The organism is Phyllobacterium sp. YR531 (assembly GCF_000282595.1).
In the GTDB taxonomy this organism is placed as follows: Bacteria; Pseudomonadota; Alphaproteobacteria; order Rhizobiales; family Rhizobiaceae; genus Phyllobacterium.
In genome coordinates this window covers 315240-337804 of sequence record NZ_AKIZ01000022.1, presented here as the reverse complement: position 1 = coordinate 337804, position 22565 = coordinate 315240, and the positions used below count along the sequence as shown (strand labels likewise).

At 55.0% G+C, this 22565-nt stretch carries 19 protein-coding genes and 1 pseudogene; 10 read left to right on the top strand and 10 right to left on the bottom strand.

Annotated features, from left to right (window positions below; translation table 11 throughout):
• Position 1: 1 nt before the first annotated feature.
• The 3 genes from PMI41_RS15180 to PMI41_RS15170 are packed head-to-tail and all read right to left on the bottom strand — an operon-like array spanning position 2 to position 2333.
• Entirely contained in the window at positions 2-643 is a 642-nt protein-coding gene (locus PMI41_RS15180) for a 2-dehydro-3-deoxy-6-phosphogalactonate aldolase (RefSeq protein ID WP_008126289.1), read from the bottom strand.
• Complete coding sequence (locus PMI41_RS15175) at positions 640-1569, bottom strand: 2-dehydro-3-deoxygalactonokinase (protein ID WP_008126287.1); 930 nt, start codon at positions 1567-1569, stop codon at positions 640-642. The genes PMI41_RS15180 and PMI41_RS15175 overlap by 4 nt, the downstream gene beginning before the upstream one ends.
• Complete coding sequence (locus PMI41_RS15170; RefSeq protein WP_008126285.1) at positions 1566-2333, bottom strand: SDR family oxidoreductase; 768 nt, start codon at positions 2331-2333, stop codon at positions 1566-1568. Before PMI41_RS15170 ends, PMI41_RS15175 begins: the two co-directional genes overlap by 4 nt.
• A gap of 246 nt (positions 2334-2579) precedes the next feature.
• Between PMI41_RS15170 and PMI41_RS15165 the strand changes: the two genes are divergently transcribed.
• The 3 genes from PMI41_RS15165 (at position 2580) to PMI41_RS15150 (ending at position 8240) form a co-directional block, all read left to right on the top strand.
• Positions 2580-3413 carry an IclR family transcriptional regulator gene (locus tag PMI41_RS15165; protein WP_244423947.1) on the top strand — a complete coding sequence of 278 codons (834 nt, stop codon included), beginning with the start codon at positions 2580-2582 and terminating at the stop codon, positions 3411-3413.
• 190 nt (positions 3414-3603) lie between these two features.
• Positions 3604-7257, top strand: coding sequence for an autotransporter serine protease (locus tag PMI41_RS24315; RefSeq protein WP_008126281.1), 3654 nt, complete (start codon positions 3604-3606; stop codon positions 7255-7257).
• 182 nt (positions 7258-7439) lie between these two features.
• Complete coding sequence (locus PMI41_RS15150; RefSeq protein ID WP_008126280.1) at positions 7440-8240, top strand: hypothetical protein; 801 nt, start codon at positions 7440-7442, stop codon at positions 8238-8240.
• Between the two features lie 56 nt (positions 8241-8296).
• Here PMI41_RS15150 and PMI41_RS15145 read toward each other — a convergent pair whose 3' ends face one another.
• From PMI41_RS15145 to PMI41_RS15120, 6 genes are all read right to left on the bottom strand, one after another.
• On the bottom strand, positions 8297-9343 hold the full coding sequence (locus PMI41_RS15145; RefSeq protein WP_008126278.1) for an SEL1-like repeat protein: 1047 nt from the start codon (positions 9341-9343) through the stop codon (positions 8297-8299).
• A 71-nt stretch (positions 9344-9414) separates the two neighbouring features.
• Complete coding sequence (locus PMI41_RS15140; protein ID WP_008126276.1) at positions 9415-10071, bottom strand: nucleoside/nucleotide kinase family protein; 657 nt, start codon at positions 10069-10071, stop codon at positions 9415-9417.
• Entirely contained in the window at positions 10059-10748 is a 690-nt protein-coding gene (locus PMI41_RS15135) for a D-lyxose/D-mannose family sugar isomerase (RefSeq protein WP_008126273.1), read from the bottom strand. Before PMI41_RS15135 ends, PMI41_RS15140 begins: the two co-directional genes overlap by 13 nt.
• A gap of 109 nt (positions 10749-10857) precedes the next feature.
• Entirely contained in the window at positions 10858-11673 is an 816-nt protein-coding gene (locus tag PMI41_RS15130; protein ID WP_040855031.1) for an ATP-binding cassette domain-containing protein, read from the bottom strand.
• Positions 11649-12734 (bottom strand): ABC transporter permease, encoded by a 1086-nt coding sequence (locus PMI41_RS15125; protein ID WP_008126270.1) that lies wholly within the window; start codon positions 12732-12734, stop codon positions 11649-11651. Before PMI41_RS15125 ends, PMI41_RS15130 begins: the two co-directional genes overlap by 25 nt.
• Before the next feature lie 255 nt (positions 12735-12989).
• The gene (locus PMI41_RS15120; protein WP_040855295.1) at positions 12990-14006 is read right to left on the bottom strand and encodes a sugar ABC transporter substrate-binding protein; all 1017 of its coding nucleotides are present in this window, start codon (positions 14004-14006) and stop codon (positions 12990-12992) included.
• 320 nt (positions 14007-14326) lie between these two features.
• Here PMI41_RS15120 and PMI41_RS15115 point away from each other — a divergent pair, with 320 nt between their 5' ends.
• The 3 genes from PMI41_RS15115 to PMI41_RS15105 are packed head-to-tail and all read left to right on the top strand — an operon-like array spanning position 14327 to position 16868.
• Positions 14327-15475: an ROK family protein gene (locus tag PMI41_RS15115; RefSeq protein WP_081497147.1), complete on the top strand. Its 1149-nt coding sequence runs from the start codon at positions 14327-14329 to the stop codon at positions 15473-15475.
• Between the two features lie 2 nt (positions 15476-15477).
• Positions 15478-15915, top strand: coding sequence for an RbsD/FucU domain-containing protein (locus tag PMI41_RS15110; RefSeq protein ID WP_040855028.1), 438 nt, complete (start codon positions 15478-15480; stop codon positions 15913-15915).
• A gap of 17 nt (positions 15916-15932) precedes the next feature.
• Positions 15933-16868: a carbohydrate kinase gene (locus PMI41_RS15105; RefSeq protein WP_008126262.1), complete on the top strand. Its 936-nt coding sequence runs from the start codon at positions 15933-15935 to the stop codon at positions 16866-16868.
• 6 nt (positions 16869-16874) lie between these two features.
• Here the strand turns inward: PMI41_RS15105 and PMI41_RS15100 are convergent, their stop codons facing one another.
• Positions 16875-18014, bottom strand: a complete 1140-nt coding sequence (locus tag PMI41_RS15100; RefSeq protein ID WP_244423956.1) for an MFS transporter — start codon at positions 18012-18014, stop codon at positions 16875-16877.
• Between the two features lie 114 nt (positions 18015-18128).
• Here PMI41_RS15100 and PMI41_RS15095 point away from each other — a divergent pair, with 114 nt between their 5' ends.
• The 4 genes and pseudogenes from PMI41_RS15095 (at position 18129) to PMI41_RS15080 (ending at position 22558) form a co-directional block, all read left to right on the top strand.
• Positions 18129-18653 (top strand): Lrp/AsnC family transcriptional regulator, encoded by a 525-nt coding sequence (locus PMI41_RS15095; RefSeq protein WP_008126258.1) that lies wholly within the window; start codon positions 18129-18131, stop codon positions 18651-18653.
• 123 nt (positions 18654-18776) lie between these two features.
• The gene (locus tag PMI41_RS15090; RefSeq protein WP_040855025.1) at positions 18777-19943 is read left to right on the top strand and encodes an ATP-binding protein; all 1167 of its coding nucleotides are present in this window, start codon (positions 18777-18779) and stop codon (positions 19941-19943) included.
• Positions 19944-20126: 183 nt separating this feature from the next.
• On the top strand, positions 20127-21320 hold the full coding sequence (locus PMI41_RS15085) for an MFS transporter (RefSeq protein WP_008126253.1): 1194 nt from the start codon (positions 20127-20129) through the stop codon (positions 21318-21320).
• Positions 21321-21595: 275 nt separating this feature from the next.
• Positions 21596-22558: pseudogene (locus tag PMI41_RS15080) on the top strand (cysteine synthase family protein).
• Positions 22559-22565 lie beyond the last annotated feature (7 nt).

The following is a 22565-nucleotide window of genomic DNA, read 5'->3' as shown; positions in this document are numbered from 1 at the left end:
ATCAAACTTCGCTGAAAACCCGATCATATGCTGCAACTGTCAGCCGAGCCCTTTCACCAACTTCGGCTGCGCCAGCACCAATCTTGTAAAGGCTGGACCCAAGTCCAAATGTCCGAACGCCCACCTTTGCATAAGCTGCAAAGCCGTTTTCATCAACGCCGCCAACAGCTCCTATGACCGTCTCCTTCGGCAGAATGGCGCTTATGGCCTTTATACCATCCGGGCCGAGAACACTGGCAGGAAAGAACTTCAGGCCGGACGCCCCGGCTTTCAAAGCAGCAAGCGCTTCAGTTGGCGTAAACACGCCGGGCATTGATACCATGCCCGCTTTGGAAGCGGCGGCTAGCACCGAAGGATCAACATTTGGCGAAATAACAAGACGCCCACCCACATCGCCAAGCCGCTTCACATCGGCCGCATCAAGCACTGTCCCTGCCCCGACAAGCACATGGGGCGAGAGGTTTTTTGCAAGAATTTCAATAGATTGAAACGGATTTGGCGAATTCAGCGGCACTTCGATAACGTCAATACCAGCATTGGCGAGTTCTTCGCCAATCGCCAGAACTTCGTCCGGACGGACGCCGCGCAGAATTGCGATCAGATCACGTTTGAGCTTTGGCCAAGAGGCGGAAGATTGGGTCATGAAGAGGTTCCTTGAGTAAGCGGCCAAATTCCCGATGCGGCAACAAATAATCCTTTGCGCACGGCTTCATCGGCATCGACCAGATCGAAAGCAAGACCGGCAATCTCAAACGCCTTGCCGTATAGAGTGGCCATCGCGCCCGAGGCAACAAGTGTTATCTTGTTGTTTGATATGAGTTTTGTGCCGGCAATCTCTGCCCCAATGAGCAGACCTGACAGCCGCGAAGCCGCGCCCTCGGGTTTCAAATCATTCAGAAGCATGGCGGCACGGATACTGAAAAACTGCCCGAGAAGTGAGCCACCAGCCAGCATTGATTTGAGTGCGGCAATAAATTGCGGATGATCTGGCGATGCCAGTTCCGTCGCGTCCTGAACGGAATGACGCAGGATCGATTGCTGGCTCATGAGTGCATAAAGCTCGCCGGTCATATAGGTCGCAAATGCCTTTGCCCTTCCTTGCTCCAGCTCCACCCATTTCGAGTGGGTGCCGGGCATTGCTATGATTCCATTGGACAAATTTCGATCCAGAATAGCGCCAAGAAGCTGGGTTTCCTCGCCGCGCATTACATTTGGCGCATCGCCAGTTTGGCAAAGGCCGGGAATGATCCGCACATCCCGCGCCATGTCTGGCAGCTTTACGGAGCCGGAGAGAATGGCATTCAAATCAGCTGGGACCGGCACGTAGTTCGCTTCAATCCAACCCTGCCTTGAGCCAGCCATTCCGCATATAACCACGGGCAAATTTGAAGGCGCACCAAGACTGGCGAGATGACCTTCGAGCACCGATGCAAAGCCCTTCACACGCGAAACATCAAGCCCGTCATCGGCGCGTTTTTCGCCAAGGACATGACCTGCAGCATCGACAAGCCAAAGCCTGAAACGTGTTGTTCCCCAATCACTTAGAGCATAGACCGGTGCCTGGCTCACAGGTAACCTCCATCGACAATAAGGGTCTGCGCACTCAGCATTCGCGCCGCATCGGAAGCAAGAAATAAACAGGGGCCGACCATGTCGCCCGGTTGAATTTCCTCACGCAGCACCTGCCGGTCAATATGGTGTTGGAGACGATCCCCCGAGACCCACAATTTCCGCTGACGCTCGGTGATGACCCAACCCGGTGCGATAGCATTAACGCGGATTTTCTCCGGTCCGAGCCTACCTGCTAACCCCTTGGTAAGACCGATGATTCCGGCTTTTGCCGCCGTGTAGGACGGCATTTCACCATGATTGATCATGAAAGAGGTGGAGGTGAAGTTGATGATCGATCCACCGCCGGACTGGCGCATTCCCGGCACGACAGCCTGTGCCGCAAAGAACTGCGGACGCAGATTGATGGACTGGTTCGCGTCCCAATATTCGGGAGTAACATCATCGATATCGTGACGATCATCCCAAGCTGCATTGTTAACCAGAACGGTGATTAAACCAATTCTTTCAGTGGCTTGCGCAACAGCAGCCCGCAAGGCGTAAACATCAGAAAGATCCGCTTTGATGTAAAGCGGTCGGTTTCCATACTGACCTTCCATCTGCTCGACCAATGCATTGGAAGGCTCATCAGCAATGTCAATAAAGGCAACACGAGCGCCCTGACGTACAAAGCCTTCCGTAAGTGACGCGCCGATACCGGACCCTCCGCCAGTAATAAGGACAGACCGGTTTTTGAGATCGGGGAAAATCGCGGAGGGCATCATGGCAGCGTTCTTTCAGGCATCTAGTTCCATTATTTGGAACCCTGTTTGACTATATTGAATAGTCACTTTATGGTGCCAGAAGTCAAGAGGAATGAGCATGCGCGGCGATCTCAACTATGCACACCAAAATTTCTATTGGGAATTGCAATTCTGCTCCCAATTTCGCGAGATTTGCTCGCCTTTTTTGATTTTTTCCTGCAAGAGAGCTGTAAAACCGGCTCAGATATCATTCGAGGCCGTGCAACATTGAGCAAACCGCCAAACTCACAGCTAAACGCCATTCCGGACGACATGAACAAGTCTGATGACGGATCGGGAACCGGCACGCTCGGCAAAGCAATCAGCGTTCTTGACATCATCGCCAATTCATCCATGCCGCTCCGTTTTACGGATGTACTCAAATTTTCCGATCAACCGCGCGGCACCCTCCATCGGCAAATTTCCAATCTCATCGAAGAAGGACTTATCACCGTTAACAGGGATAACTCCTACGCGTTAGGGTTGCGGTTGCTGCAATTTGCATCCAAGGCGTGGGCGGGCAATGAATTCCGCGGCGTAGCAGCAGCGCACATCCAACAGTTGCATGAGGCGACTGGTGAGACAGTACACCTCGGCGTCCTCAAGGGCATCGAGGTCATTTACCTTGACAAGATCGAGAGCCGCCAGAATATCCGAATGGTCTCGCAAATTGGTAACACGGCTCCGGCCTTTTGCACGGGGGTGGGCAAGGCAGCACTTTCCGCCCTCCCCGACAATGAATTGCACAAGCGGATCAGCAACATTGAATTCCGCCGCTACACGCCCAACACGCTGACCACGGCCGCCGCACTTCTGGCCGAAATCGATACCATTCGGCGCACCGGAAATGCCTATGACCGGGAAGAGCACGAAACGGGAATTACCTGCGTTGCCGCGCCGATTCTATCACACACGGACCGGTTGTTCACAGCCAGCGTCTCTGTAACCGGCCCAGCCTATCGTGTAACGCCCGAAATGCTTGTTTCATGGGCTGAAATTACCCGTAATACGGCCTCTGCGATCACATCCGCCATGACATCTCAATTAGCGCCTCGCAGCTAAGTACTTGTAATTTTTAAATAAAATATTTTGTGATCAAAACGTGATCACTCGTCAAAATTCTGTCATTGAAATCAAAATGTTACCACAAAGTTTCCACAATTGTACAATCTTGGGTTGACCAAACCCGCCGATAAATTTCAATCTTCTAGTTCGTTCGGATTAGTAGATCCGATTATCGGAGGAATTTTGTATGTCTTTTTATATTTCTGGTGCGGGAGCTTCCGCCCATAAAAACCGTCTCAAAACGTTCCGCAAACATCTCGTTACAACAGTCTTCACCAGCGTCCTGCTTACTGCCGCAACGGCAGGTGCAATAGCCCAGCAGCAACCCAAATATTACAATGCCGACGGCACCCGAACCAATGATTTCGAAGCCGCCAAGAAGAGCTGGCGCGATGATGCCGAATTCAACGGCAATGACGTGTTGAAAGCATTTAATTCCGATGCGGCCTATGCAATGGGCTTTACCGGCAAGGATACCAAGCTCGGTGTTATCGATCAGCCTGTCTATGCTGGACATTCGGAATTTGCCGGTGATGGCAAAATGACTTTCGTCAAGACCGAGGGCACCCGGCTTTATACCGACCCTTATCTTCCTGTGAAGGCCGGTGACCGTTTCGTCGCTGATGGCCGCCAGTATATCGATGGCTACAATGAAATCTCCAGCCACGGCACACATGTCGCCGGCATTGCAGCCGCAAACCGCGATGGCAAGGGAATGATGGGCGTTGGCTTCGGTGCCGCCATTTTTGCCGCAAGCAATTATGATGCCGGTCCTGAAGACGGTGTTGTACTGGGCAATGACGGCGCGGTTTACGGCGCAGCATGGGACGCCATGATCAATAGCGGCGTTTCGATTATTACAGACAGTTGGGGCATCGGCCTTTCCAGTTCATCCTGGACCTATGCGGAAGCGTACGGGCAATATCAGGAAATCGAGAAAATTCTCGGCACGCCGGAAGGCGGCGCCTATAATGGCGCAATCAAAGCTGCCGAAAGCGGCATTGTCGTGGAATTCTCGGCAGGCAATGATGGCGGTCTGGAACCAGACGCCCTTGCCGGTCTTGCAACCTTCCGCCCGGAATTGGAGAAAAACTGGCTGACAACGATGAGCGTCGTTGCTGATGAGGCAAATCCGGATGGCTATTCACGCAGCGGCTTTTCGAGCATTTGCGGCTATTCCAAATATCACTGCGTGGCCGCTCCCGGCACCAACATCAACAGCGGCGTGCCGGTTGGCGACATTACGGGCCTCAACCCCGGTGACGTCATCGATGACAGCAAATTAACGTCCGGCTATGAAGAGCTGAGCGGTACTTCCATGGCAGGTCCGGCTGCAACCGGTGCCTTCATGGTACTGAGGCAGCGCTTCCCCTATCTTTCCAATGGCGATGTCAACGAAATCCTCAAGACGACATCAACCGATCTCGGCGAAGCCGGTGTGGATGATGTATTCGGCTGGGGTCTGATCAATCTCGAAAAGGCGATGGACGGACCCGGCCAGTTTCTCAGCCGGGTTAACGCGAACCTGCCGGGTGCCTATCGCGGCGCAAATGAAGAGGTCTGGAAAAACGATATCTCGCAGGCCGCACTTGACCAGCGCAAAGTTGAAGACCGTCAGACCATTGATGACTGGGAAGCCAAAAAGGTTTCCGAAGGCTGGCAGAATGGCATAACCGAAGCCAGCAAGGAAAAAATCCGTCAGCAGGTCATAACGGACTTTCCGGAATCCGACTATCCGGCAGCCATTGAGCTGGTCAGGGATCGCTATGCGAAACTTGATATTGTTGCGCTTCCGCAAACCCCTCCTTTGACTCAAGAAGAGTTCGATGCGGCCAATGCTGCATTTGAAAAAGCCGATGCCGCCATGCTGGCAAATCCGGCTGCCACTGCATTGTGGAACGCATTCGTGGCAACTGCCCCAAATACTAGCATTCCCCGCGCGCCGCAGTTTGTTGCCTTCAAGGACACACCCGCGGCAAGCATTGGAACAATCCGCACCACCATTACCGATGATCGCATTGCAGGAGCGCTGAAAGAGTTCACCGCTTATGAAGCGCTCGTTCCAACATTGACCAAGAAATTGGGCGATCCGAACAATTATATTGGCGGGTTGACGAAAAGCGGTACAGGCAGTCTACGGCTGACTGGTGACAGCACCTACAGGGGCGACACGCTTATCAATGGCGGCCTGCTTTCAGTCGATGGTTCGATTACGTCAAAGACCATTGTCAATGCAGGCGGTACCCTTGGCGGTACCGGCCATGTCGGCCATCTTGATGCGGCCAATCCGGATGCTGGTTCGCTCGTCGTCAACAAGGGCGGTACGGTTGCTCCCGGCAATTCTGTCGGGACATTGACTGCGGATGGCAATGCCACCTTCAACAAGGGTTCGGTGCTGCACATCGAGGTTAATGGCAGCGAGGCTGACAAGCTTGTCGTTGCAGGCAAGACAACGCTGCTCGGCGGTATTGTCATGGTAACGCCGGAAGCCAAAGGCGACGCAAAGGTCACCGCAACGCAATTGCGGGCTGCCCTTAACGACAAGACCTATACGATCGTGACGTCGACCGGCGGCATCACAGGGAAGTTTGAAGATGTTGTACCAACCTATGCGTTCTACGACACAAGCCTTGCTTACGATCCAAACAAAATCGACCTTTCAATCAAGCGCAACAAACTCGGCTTCGGTGATTTTGCCGAAACAGACAATCAGGAGGCCGTAGCCAACGCCATTGAAGACCTTGGAGCGGGCAACAACCTCTATGACACTATCGAAACCAGCACTGTTTTCGACGGCATTGCAGGGACCTACCGGTCACTTTCCGGCGAAATCCATGCAACGCTTGATGGTGTTCTGATCGAGGATGGCCACTTCATCAGTCAGGCAGCAACGGAACGTCTGCGCGCTGCCTTTGACGGCGTGGCTGTCACCCAGCAGGCGACGATCAACCCGCTGGCCTATGGTCCGGATGGCAAGGGCAATGGCGGCGAAGCTTTCGCTGCTGTGGCTCCGGCTGATCTTTCCCCTGCCCTGTGGGCGCAAGCCTATGGTGCATGGGCGCATGCGGACAGTGACGGCAATGCCTCCGGCTACAGCCGCGATACCGGCGGGTTCGTCACCGGTCTTGACGGTGTGATCGCCGAAACATGGCGCTTCGGCCTTCTGGCAAGCTATGGCAATACCTCGCTGCACAGTGGTGGAGCGAAGGCCGATGTCGACAGCTATCAGGTCGGTGTTTATGCCGGTACGCAGTGGGATGCACTTGGACTGCGCCTTGGTGCCAATATTGGCCATCATGAGATCGACACGGATCGCGATGTCGTGCTTGGCGGTGTGACAAACGGCCAGAATGCATCCTACGATGCTCAGACCGTGCAGGTCTTCGGTGAACTCGGTTACAAGATCAGCACGCAATATGCTGCGCTTGAACCCTTTGCCGCTGCCCGCTACACCCACCTGAAAACCGACAGCTTCCAGGAAGATGGTGGCGATGGCGCATTGACCGGCCGTTCCGGCTCCAGCGATGTCACCACCACAACGCTCGGACTTCGCCTGTCGCGTGACTTTGCGCTCAGCGAGACAACCACGCTGACGGCACGCGGCATGGTTGGCTGGAACCACGCTTTCGGCGATGTAACGCCGGAGCGTAGCCTTGCCTTTGCAGGCGGTGCCCCCTTCTCCATCGAGGGCCTGCCAATTGCCAAGAACGCCTTCGCCGTGGAAGCCGGTTTTGATGTCGGCATCGGTAAGCGCACAACGCTTGGCCTTGCCTATACCGGCCAGTTCTCCGGCGACACCAGAGACAATGCAGTAAAAGCCGACCTGACCGTGAAGTTCTAAGACGTCACAGCAAACAAGAGAAAGCCCTCCCCAACCGGGAGGGCTTTTGTTTTTAACAAACAATCTTGGTGCAATGGATATAGATACAACCACCTTTGCGGTTTACATATATTCTAGGTTGTGTTTCATAGATTTGTCGCCTGCCAGACCTATTCTTGAGATCTGACATTGTAGGAGAGATCATGGGACCTTCCGACTTCGGTTTTTCACCGGCTGCCGCCTCCGGCCTTATGCAAGAAGCTTACAGACAGCGGGACAAGTACCTGCAGGAGCGTGAAGCAAGTTCGCAATATGCTGCCTCTATCGAGAAGAGTCGCACCGGCTGGAATCTCACCGACGCCAGTGAAGATGGTGTCTCGGTCAGCACCCCGGTTGCCAAGCTCGGTGTCAGTATCGGCAAGATAACTCTACCGCTCCGCAACCGGAAAACCGGCGAGGTACAGACATTCACCGGCGGCGGTCTCGGCGGCACGGTCGGCATAACTGCCGGTGTCGGCGTGCTTTCAGTCAAGATGAAAGGCTTCAAGGTCAAGAGTGTCAGTGAAGCGGCCAAGCGCGTACCAACGGGCGAATCCATCGGCAACGCGCCTTGGACGCAAGTCATCGACGGGGAAATCGGTGTGCCGATTTTCAAGGGCCCCTATTGGGATGAATCGGAGGGGATCGATCAGTTTTCCGGGGCGGTCGGCATAACAACGGGTACGCTGATGACGCCGAGCAAGGAATCCATCGGCATATTCAACTTCATCAAAAATCTCTTTGATGACCCAAAGACGTTGATACCCAAAACCCATAACATGATGGCGATCAGCTTCTACAACTGGAAAGCTGTGCCGTTCCTGATGAACCCGAACCCTGCCCTGACGCAGCCTCTGGCCATGCGATACATGGAGGCCATTGCCTTCTGCACCAAGGAAGGCCACTCGGCAAACATCGCTGGCGTGCAGGGCAAGCAGGCATTCTTCAAGGTAAGCAAGGCCTGAGCTGCCCAGTCTGTTCCCAAATGCGCGCGAGCATCACTGCCGCGCGCATTTGCATATCAATTGGCTTTAAGCGCCGCCACGGCAGACTCATTGCCCTGATCTGCCGCAAGCTGCCACCAATACCTGGCCTGCTTCATATCTTTTTTGACACCCTGTCCCAAATTGTAAAGAACGCCGATATTATATTGGGCCGGAGCATAGCCCTGTTCCGCAGCCAGTTGAAACAGTTCCATGGCCTTCTTGTAATCCTGTTCAACGCCGGTGCCCGAGACATATTGCAGGGCCAGATTATCCATCGCGACCGTGTAACCCTGATCGGCTGAGAGCTGGTAAAGCTCGACGGCCTTTTTCGGGTCTTTCGGTAAACCACCACGTCCTTCCAGATACATATTGCCGAGGCTCATCTGAGACAGATAGGCACCCTGTTCAGCGGCTTTTGTGTACCAGAGAACGGCGTCCTTGTCGCTCTGCTCGACGCCTTCGCCGTTCTCATAGGCCAGTGCCAGATAGTTCTGCGAGTCCACATTGCCCTGTTCGGCCGATTTGCGGTAGAGGGCGGCAGCCGCTGCCTTGTCCACTTCCACACCGAAACCATTGGAATAGACATTGCCGAGGTAATATTGCGCCTGATCGTCGCCCTGATCGGCTCCTTTGGTTAGCCAGATAAGGGCCTGTGCATCGTCTTCATCAACGCCTATGCCGTTGGAGTAGAGAAATCCGAGATTGCGCTGTGCGCGTGCCAGCCCCTGCTCTGCCGCTTTGCGGTACCAGATTGCAGACTCGGCTGCATCTTCTTCCGTGCCAAGCCCCATGCGATACATGTCGCCTATGGCATTTTGCGCGCGTGCATAATTCTGATCCGCCGATTTGTTCAAGAGGTCGCGGGCCTTGGCATAGTCCTCTTCACCAGTATAGCCGTTAAGATAGATACTTCCGATGCCGTACTGCGCAACCGGATCACCCTTATCGGCAAGCGGCTGCCAAAGCTTCAATGCAGTCGCGTAATCTTTATTTTCATATGCTGTCTGAGCTTCATCGGCATAGCTGCCCGATGAAACCGCCAACAGCAGGCTGAAGGTCAGAAAAATACTCTTGAGATTCACGCTTGCACCCCCGCGCACCGATTTACCGCGATAGTGCTATGGCGCGGCACTGCGCAACGCAAGCCCGAAGCTCAGTTCTTGACGATAAAATCTGCCGGACGGGAGTGTTCAAGCACCAGATCGGCATTTGGCATATCGTTGGACAGCGCCCTTATCTGTGCCGAGCCGACATTATAGCCAAAGCCCAGCCAGCGTTGCACCAGACGGTTTTCCAGTTCGAGGCGATCAACATCGAGAAACACTGTCAGATCGAACAATGGCTCCAGCCGGTTCCATGGCGACTGATCGAGCAGCAGATAATTGCCCTCTACCAGCAGGATGTGCTGATCCGCCTTGACGATATCTGCCCCAGCACGCGCCAGATCCAGCTTGCGGTCAAAAAGCGGAATGACAATATCCTCGCCGCCAGCCCGCAAACGCTTCAACATGACCTCGAAGCCTTCGCAGTCAAAGGTGGGTGGAGAACCTTTGCGTTTGCGCATGTCTCTTGCATCAAGAATGGCATTGTCGAGATGAAAGCCATCCATCGGCACGACGACGGCTGCTGCCGGATCGCGCTCGTTGATGGCCGAGCAAAGCGAGGCGGCAACGGTAGACTTGCCGGCACCCGGAGGGCCGGCAATGGCCACGACAAGCCGCTTGCTATCGGTTGCCCGGGCAAGAATGACCGCAACGAGTTCGTCGACGGTTACTTCCTGCCCGCGGTCCAAAGTGATCAGGCCAGCCATTTGTCGTAGTCGGAAACGAGAAGATGTAGTGGCGCTTCATCTTCCTCGATGTTGGAGAAACGGCCAATCGGCTCGCGGAAGATATTGTCAGTCAGGTCGTCATTGACTGTCGACACTTCACCGATCAGCACATCGCCGCCTTCGCCCCAGAATGCGTGCCAGTTACCCGGCAGCAGGGTAACGCTTTCGCCCGGCTGCAGCTTGAGCAGGCCGCCAGCCTTCTGGCGAACAATGCGGCCATCGGTGGCAACTTCAACCTCTGTGTTTTCGTCGACGCTGCCGTCTTCCTTCGAATTGAACAGCTCCAGCACCAGCGTGCCACCACCACGATTGATGATGTCTTCCGCCTTGACGATATGGCGGTGCATTGGCGACAGCTGCTTCTCGCGGCTGATCATGATTTTTTCGGCATAAAGCATGCCGCCGCCCTTTTTCAGGTCTTCCTGATTGCCATTGCGGGTGGTGAAGAGAAACAATCCGAGTTCATCGAACTTGCCCTGACCATAATCGGTAATGTCCCAGCCGAGACGCGCATCCAGAATAGCCTTGGCATCGCTCGACGTGCGCGCCTTCAACTCTTCCGGCGACCAGTAGGCGAAGGGCGGCATGACATAGCCGAACGAGCGGATGAACTTGTCACTCTCGCGGATAATCGCATTGATTTCGGAACGCTTCATTCTCAAAAATATCCTTGTAACTGCAATGGTTTAATTGGTAGTTGCCGATTATCTTTCCCGCAAGGGGAGAGACAATCGGCATGATCGTTTTTCGTCCACTTGTTCTCGCTCAGTTTGCCTGTGCCGGAGGTGTTTTCGCTCCGGTCATAAAGGCGACAGCATCCGACATCGTATATTCCTTCGGGTCGATCACGGTAAGGCGTTTTCCCAGCCGGTGGATGTGGATACGGTCTGCCACTTCGAAAACATGTGGCATATTATGCGAGATCAGCACAATCGGTAGGCCGCGTTTTTTTACGTCCTGAATGAGTTCGAGAACGCGGCGTGATTCCTTGACGCCGAGCGCTGCCGTTGGCTCATCCATGATGATGACTTTCGAACCGAATGCCGCTGCACGGGCCACGGCAACACCCTGACGCTGACCGCCCGAAAGTGTTTCCACCGTCTGGCTGATATTCTGGATGGTCATGAGTCCAAGCTCGGTAAGCTTGTCGCGCGCCATCTTTTCCATTGCCTTGCGATCGAGCATGCGGAACAGGCTTCCCGCAATCCCGGGTTTGCGAAGCTCGCGGCCAAGAAACATGTTGTCAGCAATCGAAAGCGCCGGAGATAAGGCAAGGTTCTGATAGACCGTCTCGATACCCGCATCGCGTGCTTCCATTGGCGAGCGGAAATTGATGACCTTGCCATCCAGTTTAATCTCGCCCTCGTCAGGATGAACAGCGCCGGAAATCGCCTTGATCAGCGAGGATTTTCCGGCACCATTGTCGCCAATAACGGCGAGTACCTCACCGGGGTAAAGGTCGAAATCAGCATGGTCGAGCGCCGTGACGCGGCCATAGCGCTTGACAAGACCGCGTGCGGTCAAAAGCGGGGCTGCGGAAGTTTGTGTCATACTCATCAGCTTGCCGCCTTTCTGATCCATTGGTCGACTGCAACAGCGGCAATGATCAGGACACCGATCATCATATAGGTCCACTGCACATCCGTGCCGTACATGCGCATACCGAAGGAGAAGACGCCGACGATGAGCGCCCCGAAGAGCATACCGAGAATGGAGCCGCGCCCACCGAACAGCGACATGCCGCCGATGACCACAGCCGTGATGGATTCAATATTGGCAAACTGGCCGATCTGCGGAGAGACCGAACCATTACGGCCAATCTGCGCCCAGCCTGCCAAGCCACAGATGAGGCCTGCCAGTACATAGACGGAGATCAATACACGCTTGGTGCGAACACCGGAAAGCTGCGCCGCCTCCGGATCATCACCAATGGCATAGAGATGTCGCCCCCACGCGGTATAGTTGAGCACGTACCATAGAAGCGCGATCAGCAGGATCATGGCGAAAACGCCATAAGTGAACAGCGCCCCTCCGCCCAGATTGATCTTCTGGCCAAAGAACTGCAGCAGCGGCGCACTTTGCTCAATCTCCTGCGCACGGATCGTCTCATTGTTGGAATAGATATAGGTCGTGGCAAGGAATATCTGCCATGTGCCGAGCGTGACGATAAATGGCGGCAGCTTCACATAGGAAACCAGCACACCATTGATGAAGCCGCAGAAGGCACCAAGCGCCAGACCGCAGGCAACTGCCACCTCCACCGGCAATCCGTAGCGGAACGTAAACTGGCCCATGACCACCGAGGTCAGAACCATGATCGCGCCGACGGAAAGATCGATACCGGCGGTAAGGATGACGAGGGTTTGCGCCGCGCCGACAATGCCGACAATCGCCACCTGCTGCAGGATCAGCGTCAGGGCGAACGGCGTGAAGAACTTCGAACCGACGAGAACGGCGAAGATCAGCAAGGACAGGAACAGAACGATCAGCGGAACTGCGGCGGGACTTGAATGCAGGAAATGGCGTATCTTTTCCAGCGTGCTTTTATCGTCGCTGTCAAAACTGGCAACGGTCGACGCGCTCTGCGTCAGCACGCTCTCGAACTCCTGGCTTTTATGCGGCGTTCGCTCTGTGTCTGTCATAATGTGACCTCCGGAAGGATAATCCGTTTCGGATGCCGCCTTATCTCTCCCCTTGCGGGAGAGAAAGCGATTTCAGCATCTTAGCTTCTTGGCTAAGTGCTAGAAATCGCAAGAGAGGGGGGACCTCTGATATGCTTGAAGATCCCCTCTCTTGGATTTTCCAAGAGTTTAGCAAAGAGGCTAAACTCAGGAAAACCCTTTCTCCCCCACAAGGGGGGAGATAGGCGCCATCACTTTTAATGTCTTCGCTCTAAATCAGCCCCAGCACTTGGCCAGACCATCCTTGACGCTGATGGATTCAACACCTGAAACCGGCTTGTCGGTGACGAGTGAAACGCCGGTGTCAAAGAAGGCTTTGCCTTCGGTTGGCTTTGGCTTTTCGCCGCTATCAGCGAACTTCTTGATCGCCTCGATGCCGAGAGCAGCCATGGCCAGCGGGTACTGCTGCGAGGTTGCGCCGATAACACCAGCCTCAACATTCTTCACGCCCGGGCAACCGCCGTCGATGGAGACAATCAAGACATCCTTTTCCTTGCCGACAGCTTTCAGTGCTTCGTAAGCACCGGCAGCAGCAGGCTCGTTGATCGTGTGCACGACATTGATGCTCGGGTCTTTCTGCAGAAGGCTTTCCATTGCCTTGCGGCCGCCTTCTTCATTGCCGTTGGTAATATCGTGACCAACGATGCGCGGGTCTGTTTCATCGCCAATCTTGTTGATGTCCACGACGTCAATGCCAAAGCCCTTCATGAAGCCCTGATCGCGCAGAACGTCGACCGATGGCTGTGATGGTGTCAGGTCGAGGAATGCAATCTTCGCGTCCTTGGCCTTGTCGCCAAGAGTGCCAGCGGCCCACTTGCCGATCAACTCACCGGCCAGAAGGTTATCTGTCGCAAAGGTGGCATCAGCAGCATCGACCGGATCGAGCGGGGTATCGAGAGCGATAACCAGAAGACCGGCATCGCGTGCCTGCTTGACCGACGAAACAATACCTGCCGTATCGGAAGCGGTGATCAGGATGCCTTTGGCGCCATCGGCAATGCAGGTTTCAATGGCTGCAACCTGGCTTTCACTATCGCCATCAATCTTGCCGGCATAGGATTTCAGCTCAACGCCGAGTTCCTTGGCCTTAGCTTGTGCACCTTCCTTCATCTTGACGAAGAACGGGTTGGTGTCTGTCTTGGTGATCAGGCACGCGCTGACATCCGCGGCCTGCGCTGGAGCGGCAAAAGCAGCCAGAGCGACCGCAGCAGCTCCGAAAACAGTGGATTTCAAATACAGATTTCTAGCCATGCAACTTCCTCCTGTAGCGCGGCAAGCACATGCGCGTCCGCGTTGAGCCGATGTTCCACCGGTCTCTTGGTTAATTCTCCAAACACCTCGGACAGTTATCCTCCCGGCCAAGTGCTCGCATAAGCAAATACCACTCTCCGCAGCCTGTCAACATTAATAAATCACTGTGATTTAATATTGACATGAGACAGTAGCGGCTTCATTGTCAATTTGAAATCGGGAGGAATTCGTTGAGCATTCGAGTATCGGAGCGAAGTGCTGCTGCAAGGCCGTCGCATCATCACGGTACGAACCAGAGCGGCATGCGCGATCACAATGAGCGTGTGGTGCTTTCGTTGTTGCGTCAGCATGGCAGCCTTGCCAAGACAGCTATTGCACGCATGAGCGGGCTTTCGGCACAGACAAGCTCGATCATCATGCGCATGCTTGAAGCCGACGAGTTGCTGATCCGCGAAGAGCCCTTGCGCGGCCGTATCGGCCAGCCGATGATCCCGATGGCGCTCAATCCTGAAGGTGCATTCTTCTTCGGTTTCAAGATCGGACGGCGCAGCGCCGATCTTGTGCTGATCGATTTCGTCGGTCGCATCCGCTCCATGCGGCATGTCCCCTATGATTACCTTGCGCCTGAGCCCATCTTCCGCATAGCGGCAGATGGCATGAATGAGATGATGGCCGAACTGACACCAAAGCAGCGCGAAAAGATCGCCGGCATCGGAATTGCAGCGCCCTTCGAACTGTGGAAATGGGCCGATACGATTGGCGCGCCGCAGGAAGTTCTGGATCAGTGGCGCGACTGCGATATCCGTGCGCGCGTTCAGGAGCTTTGTCCATTCCCGGCCTATCTGCAGAACGACATGAGCGCTGCCTGCGGTGCAGAACTGGTCTTCGGTCAAACCAAGGACCTGAATGATTTCGTCTATTTTTATATTGGCTCCTTCATCGGTGGCGGCATTGTCATCAATGGCAGCCTTTATCCCGGACGCAGCGGCAATGCGGGCGCCTTGGGCTCGATGCCTGTTACCGGCACGGACGGCAAAACACGGCAGCTGATCGATATGGCGTCGATCACCGGATTGGAAAAGGTCGTCACCGCACTTGGCCGCGACCCCTCCCCGCTATGGGCTTCGCCTTATGATTGGGGCCCGATGGGTCCGGAACTCGACGAATGGATCGATACGGCAGGAAAGGCCATAGCGCAGGCGGTTGTGGCATCGGCGTCGGTTGTCGATTTCGAGGCCGCCATCATCGATGGCTGGATGCCGGAAGATGTCCGCGCTCGCGTGGTGGAATCCGTCCAGAAGCATATAGGGACATTCCGGCTGGAAGGAATTGCGCTTCCCGCCATTCTTGCAGGAACTGTCGGCATTCACGCCCGCTCACTGGGAGCCGCAAGCCTGCCGCTGGCTGACCGCTTCCTTCTGGGACAAAAGCTCTTCAGGAAAGAAATCTAGAAATGCTGATTGGAATTCCCCCCATGCTGGGGCCGGAACTGTTGGCCACGTTGCGCGCCATGGGACATGGCGACGAGATCGCACTCGTCGATGGCAATTACCCTGCGCAGGAAGATGCTCGCCGCCTGATCCGTGCCGACGGACTACGGCTAATCCCGCTGCTCGACGCAATCCTGCAGGTGCTGCCGGTCGATAGATTTGTACCGCAGGCGCTGTTTCGCGCTTCTGTAATGGGTGATCCTGCCCGTGCCGATCCTGTCCATGACGAAATGCAGGCAATCTGCGCCAAACGCGCGCCGGGGTTTGAGCTGGTTGCGCTTGATGGTGATGCGCTTTATGCGCGTATCAAAAGGGCTCACACAATCGTTGCGACAGGTGAACTCCGACTTTATGCCAATATCATCATCCGCAAGGGTGTGATCTATCCTGATAAGTCCTGACTCCAGAGAGATATTCGATGATTTTATGTTGTGGTGAAGCCCTGATCGACATGCTGCCGCGCCAGACCGGTGCCGGAGAAGCTGCCTTTGCACCCTATGTCGGCGGCGCTGTTTTCAATACGGCAATCGCCCTTGGACGGCTTGGTGTGCCGACCGAATTCTTTTCGGGAATTTCTTCCGATTTCTTCGGCCAGATGTTGCGGGACAGCCTGGCGCAAAACCATGTTGGTACGCGCTATGCGCATATTTCACCGCAGCCGACAACGCTTGCGTTTGTGCGCCTCGTTGACGGACAGGCGAGTTATATTTTCTACGATGAGAACAGTGCGGGACGCTCCCTGACAACGGATCATCTGCCGGTACTGGACGATAATGTCACCACAGTGCAATTCGGAGCGATCAGCCTGATCCCCGAGCCATGCGGTGCAACCTACGAAGCACTGATGGCGCGCGAACATGAAAAGCGCGTGATCGTGCTTGATCCGAATATCCGCCCCGGCTTTATACAAGACAAGGAAAAACACCTTGCCCGTATGCGCCGCATGATTGCCATGACTGATATCGTCAAGATTTCGGACGAGGATCTGCGTTGGTTCGGCGAAGCTGGCACAATCCCTGAGATCGCAAAGCGCTGGATTGTCCCGGCAGGCGAACAGGGACCAAAACTGATCCTCGTAACTCATGGCGCCGATGGCGTGACCGGCTATACGCAGGATCAGACTGTGCATGTCGATGCGCAGCGGGTTGAGGTTGTCGATACTGTCGGTGCAGGCGATACTTTCACGGCAGGTGTGCTGGCCTCCCTGCAGGAAGCCGGACTGTTATCAAAAGAAGCGCTGCCATCACTGACAGCAGCGCAGATCAGCGCCGCGCTTACACTTGGCGCGAAGGCAGCAGCTGTTACGGTTTCCCGTGCCGGAGCCAACCCGCCATGGCGGAGTGAGCTGGGCTGAAGCCTCTCAGGCCGAAGCCCTCTGTACTGTCTTTGCCCTGACAGCAAACAGGGCAAAGGCGCACGCCAACAGGCTGAGCACAGCACCGCAAAGGGCAAGGGAAATGAAGCCCTCCGCCGCATAGACCTTGCCCATTGCAATGGTTCCCGCAAACAGGGCAAGATATGTCACAGCACTGTTCAGGCCCATGATTGCCCCGCGTTGCGTTGGTTCAAGCGCGGTCAGGCGCATGATGAGCACATTCAGCCCGAAATGGTTGGCAAGGCCCCAGATCGCCATTACCACAAGCATGCCGATATAGCTGCCGGACAAAAGCGCCATCAGGACAAAGACCAGTGCGACGGCGAGAAAGAGTACAGGCAGCAGAATACGGCGACCACTATGCGCATCCATATGGCGGTCCAGAAAAACCGCACTGCCAAAACCGAGACCATAGAACACTGCTGCCAGCCCATTGGCCCGAACGGGATAGCCAAGATTGATATGCAAATGATTGCCCACATAGGCATAGACGCCATAAAAAGCGGCCATGAAGCATGCGCAAGCGGCCAGTAGCGGCAAGACTCCCTTGATCGCCAAGGCTGTAATCGGGCTACCCGCTGCTGACCCTGCGCGCTCCTCCTGTTTCCGCCCATTGAGCAACATGCCCGCACCTGCAGCAAGTGCCGCAACTGCAATCGTGAAATAAAACATACGCCAGCCGAAACCATCGGCAATCAGCGTCGAAAGCGGTACACCAGCCACCATGCTTATCGTCCAGCCGGTCAGAACCACGCCGATCGTCCGTCCTTCATGCCCGGGCAATGCAACGACTGCCGCCAGCGTATAGATGGCAGGCAGGGCGACGCCTGCCGACAGGCCCACGAGAAATTGTGATGCAACGAGAACCATTGCGCCATTTGCAATGCCGCAGCCGAAAAAGCCTAAAGCCATGATCAACATGACATAGGCCAGCGTTCTGCGTGGGCCGACCCGGTCAATCACCTGCCCCAAAGCAAGTGCGCCGAGAGCGGTACCCAGCCCGAAAGCGGCAGACGCCAGCATGACCTGTTGAACTTCGGAGCCGAAACTGGCGGCAATAGTCGGGGCAATCGGTCCCAACGCAAGCGAGTTTGAGCCGATTAGCCCGATACATCCCGTCAGCATCCACACGATCAATGGGAAGGGTGATGTCAAGGATTTATTTTTTTGCTTTATATTATTCTGCATGAAGTTAGAATAACCTAATGATATTCAGTCTCAATAGAGGAATGTAAAAGCATGAAAAAAACAGATGGCATTCCGCAGGACAGCAACCGGGCACCTGCCGCCGACCCGATGGACCGAAAGCTGTTAGGCCAATTGGTCGAGGATGCGACGCTGAGCTACACTGAACTTGGCAAGAGAGTCGGGCTTTCTGCTCCTGCGGCCCATGAACGCGTCAAGCGCCTTCGCCAGCGCGGCGCGATCAAAACTGTCTCGACCTTGATAGATCCAGTCAGCGTGGACAAGCCGCTGCTGGCCTTTGTCCATGTTGATACGGCAGGCTGGGGGAAGACACCGGCTTTCCTGGCAATCCGCCAATATCCTGAAGTGGAAGAGATACATTCGGTCGCGGGCGATGCCTGCATGCTGCTGAAAGTGCGCACCAGCGGAACGCAGGCCTTGGAGCATCTCTTGGCACAGCTCTATGCCGCCCCCGGCGTCAAGGCGACACGAAGCTATGTGGTCCTGTCGACATATCTTGAGCGACCCGTACAAGCGGAAACAACACAGGAGTGGCCGGCTATCAACTGGACTCCATGAAGTGCAGGGATTATGCCAGCAATTGCCCGTATTGCTGACTCTACTAATCAATCATTCTTCTTTTAAGCCAAAAACAAGCAGTTTATCCTTGCATTTATGGAATTACACTCCATAATTACAAGGATGATTGAGCGTCGCATCACTGCTGAACTCTTCGAACTTCTGGATACTTCTCCTGCTGTTGCCCTGATCGGGCCAAGGCAGGTGGGCAAAACTACGCTTGCGCTGGAAGTCGCGGAGCAGCGCCCTTCAATCTATCTTGATCTGGAATCCGACGCGGACAGGGCAAAGCTTGCCGAGCCGGAGCTATATCTTGCCGAACACGAAGACAGGTTGGTTATCCTCGACGAGGTGCATCGCCTGCCAAACCTGTTTCAGAACCTGCGCGGGCTAATTGATCGCGGCAGACGCAATGGCCGCAAGACGGGGCGTTTTCTGCTTCTTGGCTCCGCCTCCATCGACCTGCTGAAACAATCGGGCGAGACACTTGCAGGCCGTATCGCCTATCTGGAAATGCAGCCGATAGACGGGCTGGAAGTTCCACCGCAGGATATGAACAGATTGTGGGTGCGCGGCGGTTTTCCGGACAGTTTTCTGGCGGCAAGCGACCGCGCAAGCCAGCGCTGGCGGCAGGATTTCATCCGCACCTATCTGGAGCGTGATATTCCCCTGCTTGGACCACGCATTCCGGCAGAAACCTTGCGGCGCTTCTGGACCATGCTGGCCCACCATCAATCCAGCCTGCTCAACGCTGCGGACTTTGCCCGCGCGCTTGGCGTCGATGGCAAAACGGTAGCGTCCTATCTTGATCTGCTGGTTGACCTGTTGCTGGTGCGCAGGCTTGAACCCTGGCATGCAAATATGGGCAAGCGGCTGGTGAAATCCCCGCGCGTCTATGTGCGCGACAGTGGCCTTACCCATGCACTTCTCGGCCTCAGCACTCTTGAAGATATTCTGGGTCATCCGGTGGCGGGTGCAAGCTGGGAAAGCTTTGTCATTGAAACCCTGCTGGCTGCCGCGCCGCATGGCACGCAGGCGAATTTTTACCGGACTGCGGTCGGAGCCGAGATCGACCTGCTGCTCACGCTTCCCGGTCAGAATCTCTGGGCAATCGAAATCAAACGCAGCCTCAGCCCAAAGCTGGAGCGCGGCTTCTATCAGGCATGCGAAGATCTCCAGCCCGCACGGCGCATTGTGGTCTATCCCGGCAGCGAGACGTTTCCGCTAAAGGACGATGTAAACGTCATACCACTGAGCGCTGCCGGTGCGGCATTACTGGCTATTAGCTGACGATCTGGCCTTCCAAAAATAGTTCCGCCCGTCAGGCTGAGAGGGCCCTTGCTCAACCGGCGCCGAATTCAGGAAAATAATTCCCGATGTGTCCGCCAATAATAATAGCCACGCTGGCACACCATACGGCAAAGCTTAACATGCACACCGGATCGCAATTTTGCTGTCATTGAGGAAGCTTGCATGAGCAGCGCAGAAACAGACGCCATCCCGACGCGAATAGATAAAAGCGGCATAGCCTGGATCAATGCGGGGTCGTTGTTTGCGCAGATCGTTCAAGTGGGCGGCTATCCGACTATGCTCGCACTCCTCCTCGACAAGATCAACTATTCCGGCTGGCTGATCGGAACAGTTCTTTCTTTTCAATGGGTCGTCGTGCTGTTTGCCGCGCACGCAACACCCTACATCCTCAAGCGCACCGGTGTGAAGTTTGCCAGTCAGCTAGGCAGCGCCATATCGATATTGTCCCTCATCTTTGCTGCAGTTTCCCATGCACTGCCTGCCCTCGTTCTGTCGTCACTCTTGATGGGATTTGGACTGACAATCCGCTGGGTCGCTTGCGATACGTGGATCGTACATGCCAGCCCTGAAGGTACACGCGGCCGGGCAATCGGCATTCACGAGACGCTTATGGGACTTGGCATCGCGGTCGGTCCGGTTCTGTTGATCTTTGCATCCGGCAATGAGCAGACTTCACTCTATGGCTATGCGGCCCTGCTCATCCTTTCTGTAATAGCCTTCAGTTTCGGATCGTCTGTCGAAAAACCCGAAGAGGATGTGAGTCATACAAAGCATCTGACTAGACTGGTCCGGCTTCTGGCACTGGCTTTGATTGCCACAATTGCCGCCGGATATATTGAAACATCCATGGTGTCTCTGCTGCCGCTCTATCTGATTTCCTTCGATTATCCGCAGTACAATGCATTGATTGCCTTGAGTGTCTTCGGGCTCGGCGGAACACTCCTGCAGGTTCCAATCGGCTGGATCGCGGACAAATACGGGTTCCGGGCAGCGCAGGCATTGTGCATCAGCGTGATTATTGCAGGCGCGTTGCTTCTTATTACGGCAATCGGCGTTCCCGGGATAATACTCGTTTCGCTGTTTTTCTGGGGTGGCTGCATCGGCGGTCTCAATACTCTCGCCGTCATTGAAGCAGGGTCTACGCTGCCGTCATCCCTTTCAGGCATAGGCATGGCTATGGTCGCTTCCGCCTATACATTCGGCAGCGTCATTGGTCCAATGATCTCCGGTGCAACCCTAGAAACCGCAGGCGGACACGGTGCGATCATCATCATAACGCTTCTGATGACAGGCTATGCCGCAACTCTGGTCTGGATAAAACTGCGTCCGGCAACGGCACCCGAAAATGAGAGTTAACGTTCTGCACTTGCCGAAAAAGCCTCGATATGAAGCGGCAGCGTCAGCACATATTTGATGCTCCCCGGTCGGAATACACGCGCAAACTGCTAGACGCACTTCCGCGCCTTCCATCCCCATCGAACCGTAAATGACCTCTGTAGAAAATGGCTGCGGGTAAGCGCTGATCTTTGAAACAATTATCGCGACCTTTGCCGGTTCGAAGGAACTGCCTGCGTTGTGATCCTTCCAATCAAAACTATCCTCGTCATATCGAAGCTTGAAGGAATATTCATTTGGCAAAGATCTATGACCACTTCTCTGAACTCACGGGGAATACGCCGCTTATCGAGCTTCACCGCTATAGTAAAAATCGTGGATTGCTGGCGCGTGTCATTGCCAAGGTAGAATATCTCAACCCAACCGGCAGCGTTAAGGACCGCGCCGCTCTCGCCATATTGCGTGCTGCCGAAGCGGCGAACAAACTCAAACCCGGTGACCTTATTGTCGATGTCACCAGCGGCAATACCGGAATAAGCCTCGCCGCAATTGCTGCTTCGCGAGGTTATCGCTCCAAATTCTACGTAAGCGATAATATCAGCCCTACCAAAGTAACCATCCTGCGCAGCTATGGTGCCGAAGTGGTGATCGTGAAAAATGAGTTCTTTCTCGACCCGGCAGCTCTGGAGAAAATCTCGGCGCTGATCCAGGAAGAAAACCCTGAGGCTTTCTTTGCCGACCAACTCGCCAACCCCGAGAATCCGAAGACGCACTTTGAAACCACAGGTCCCGAGATATGGCGCGATACCGATGGGTAGGTGGACATCTTTGTCTCCGGCGTGGGTACTGGAGGTTCCGTTTCCGGTATTGGGCGTTTTCTCAAATCCAAGAAGAGCTCCGTACAAATTGTAGTTGCGGAACCCGGCGAAGGCTCATTGCCCACTGAGGATAACCCCTACCCCGAAGAAATCGATGGCGTGCATAAGGTTACCGATGCTGAACCGGAACAGCTTCCACGCAACTACGATGCATCCGTTGTTGATGAAGTGATCGCATTGGAGACAAGTGACGCCAAAAGAACAGCGTCAGCACTGGCGGCAGAAGAAGGCATCTTTGCCGGCACATCATCGGGCGCAATTCTCTGGGCGGCAACCAAACTCGCAATCAGGCCGGAGAACGCAGGCAAACTTATCGTGGCGATTTTGCCCGATAGCGGTGAACGATACCTTTCTGCCGCGGATAGTCTTCCCGGTGCTTGATGGAGGG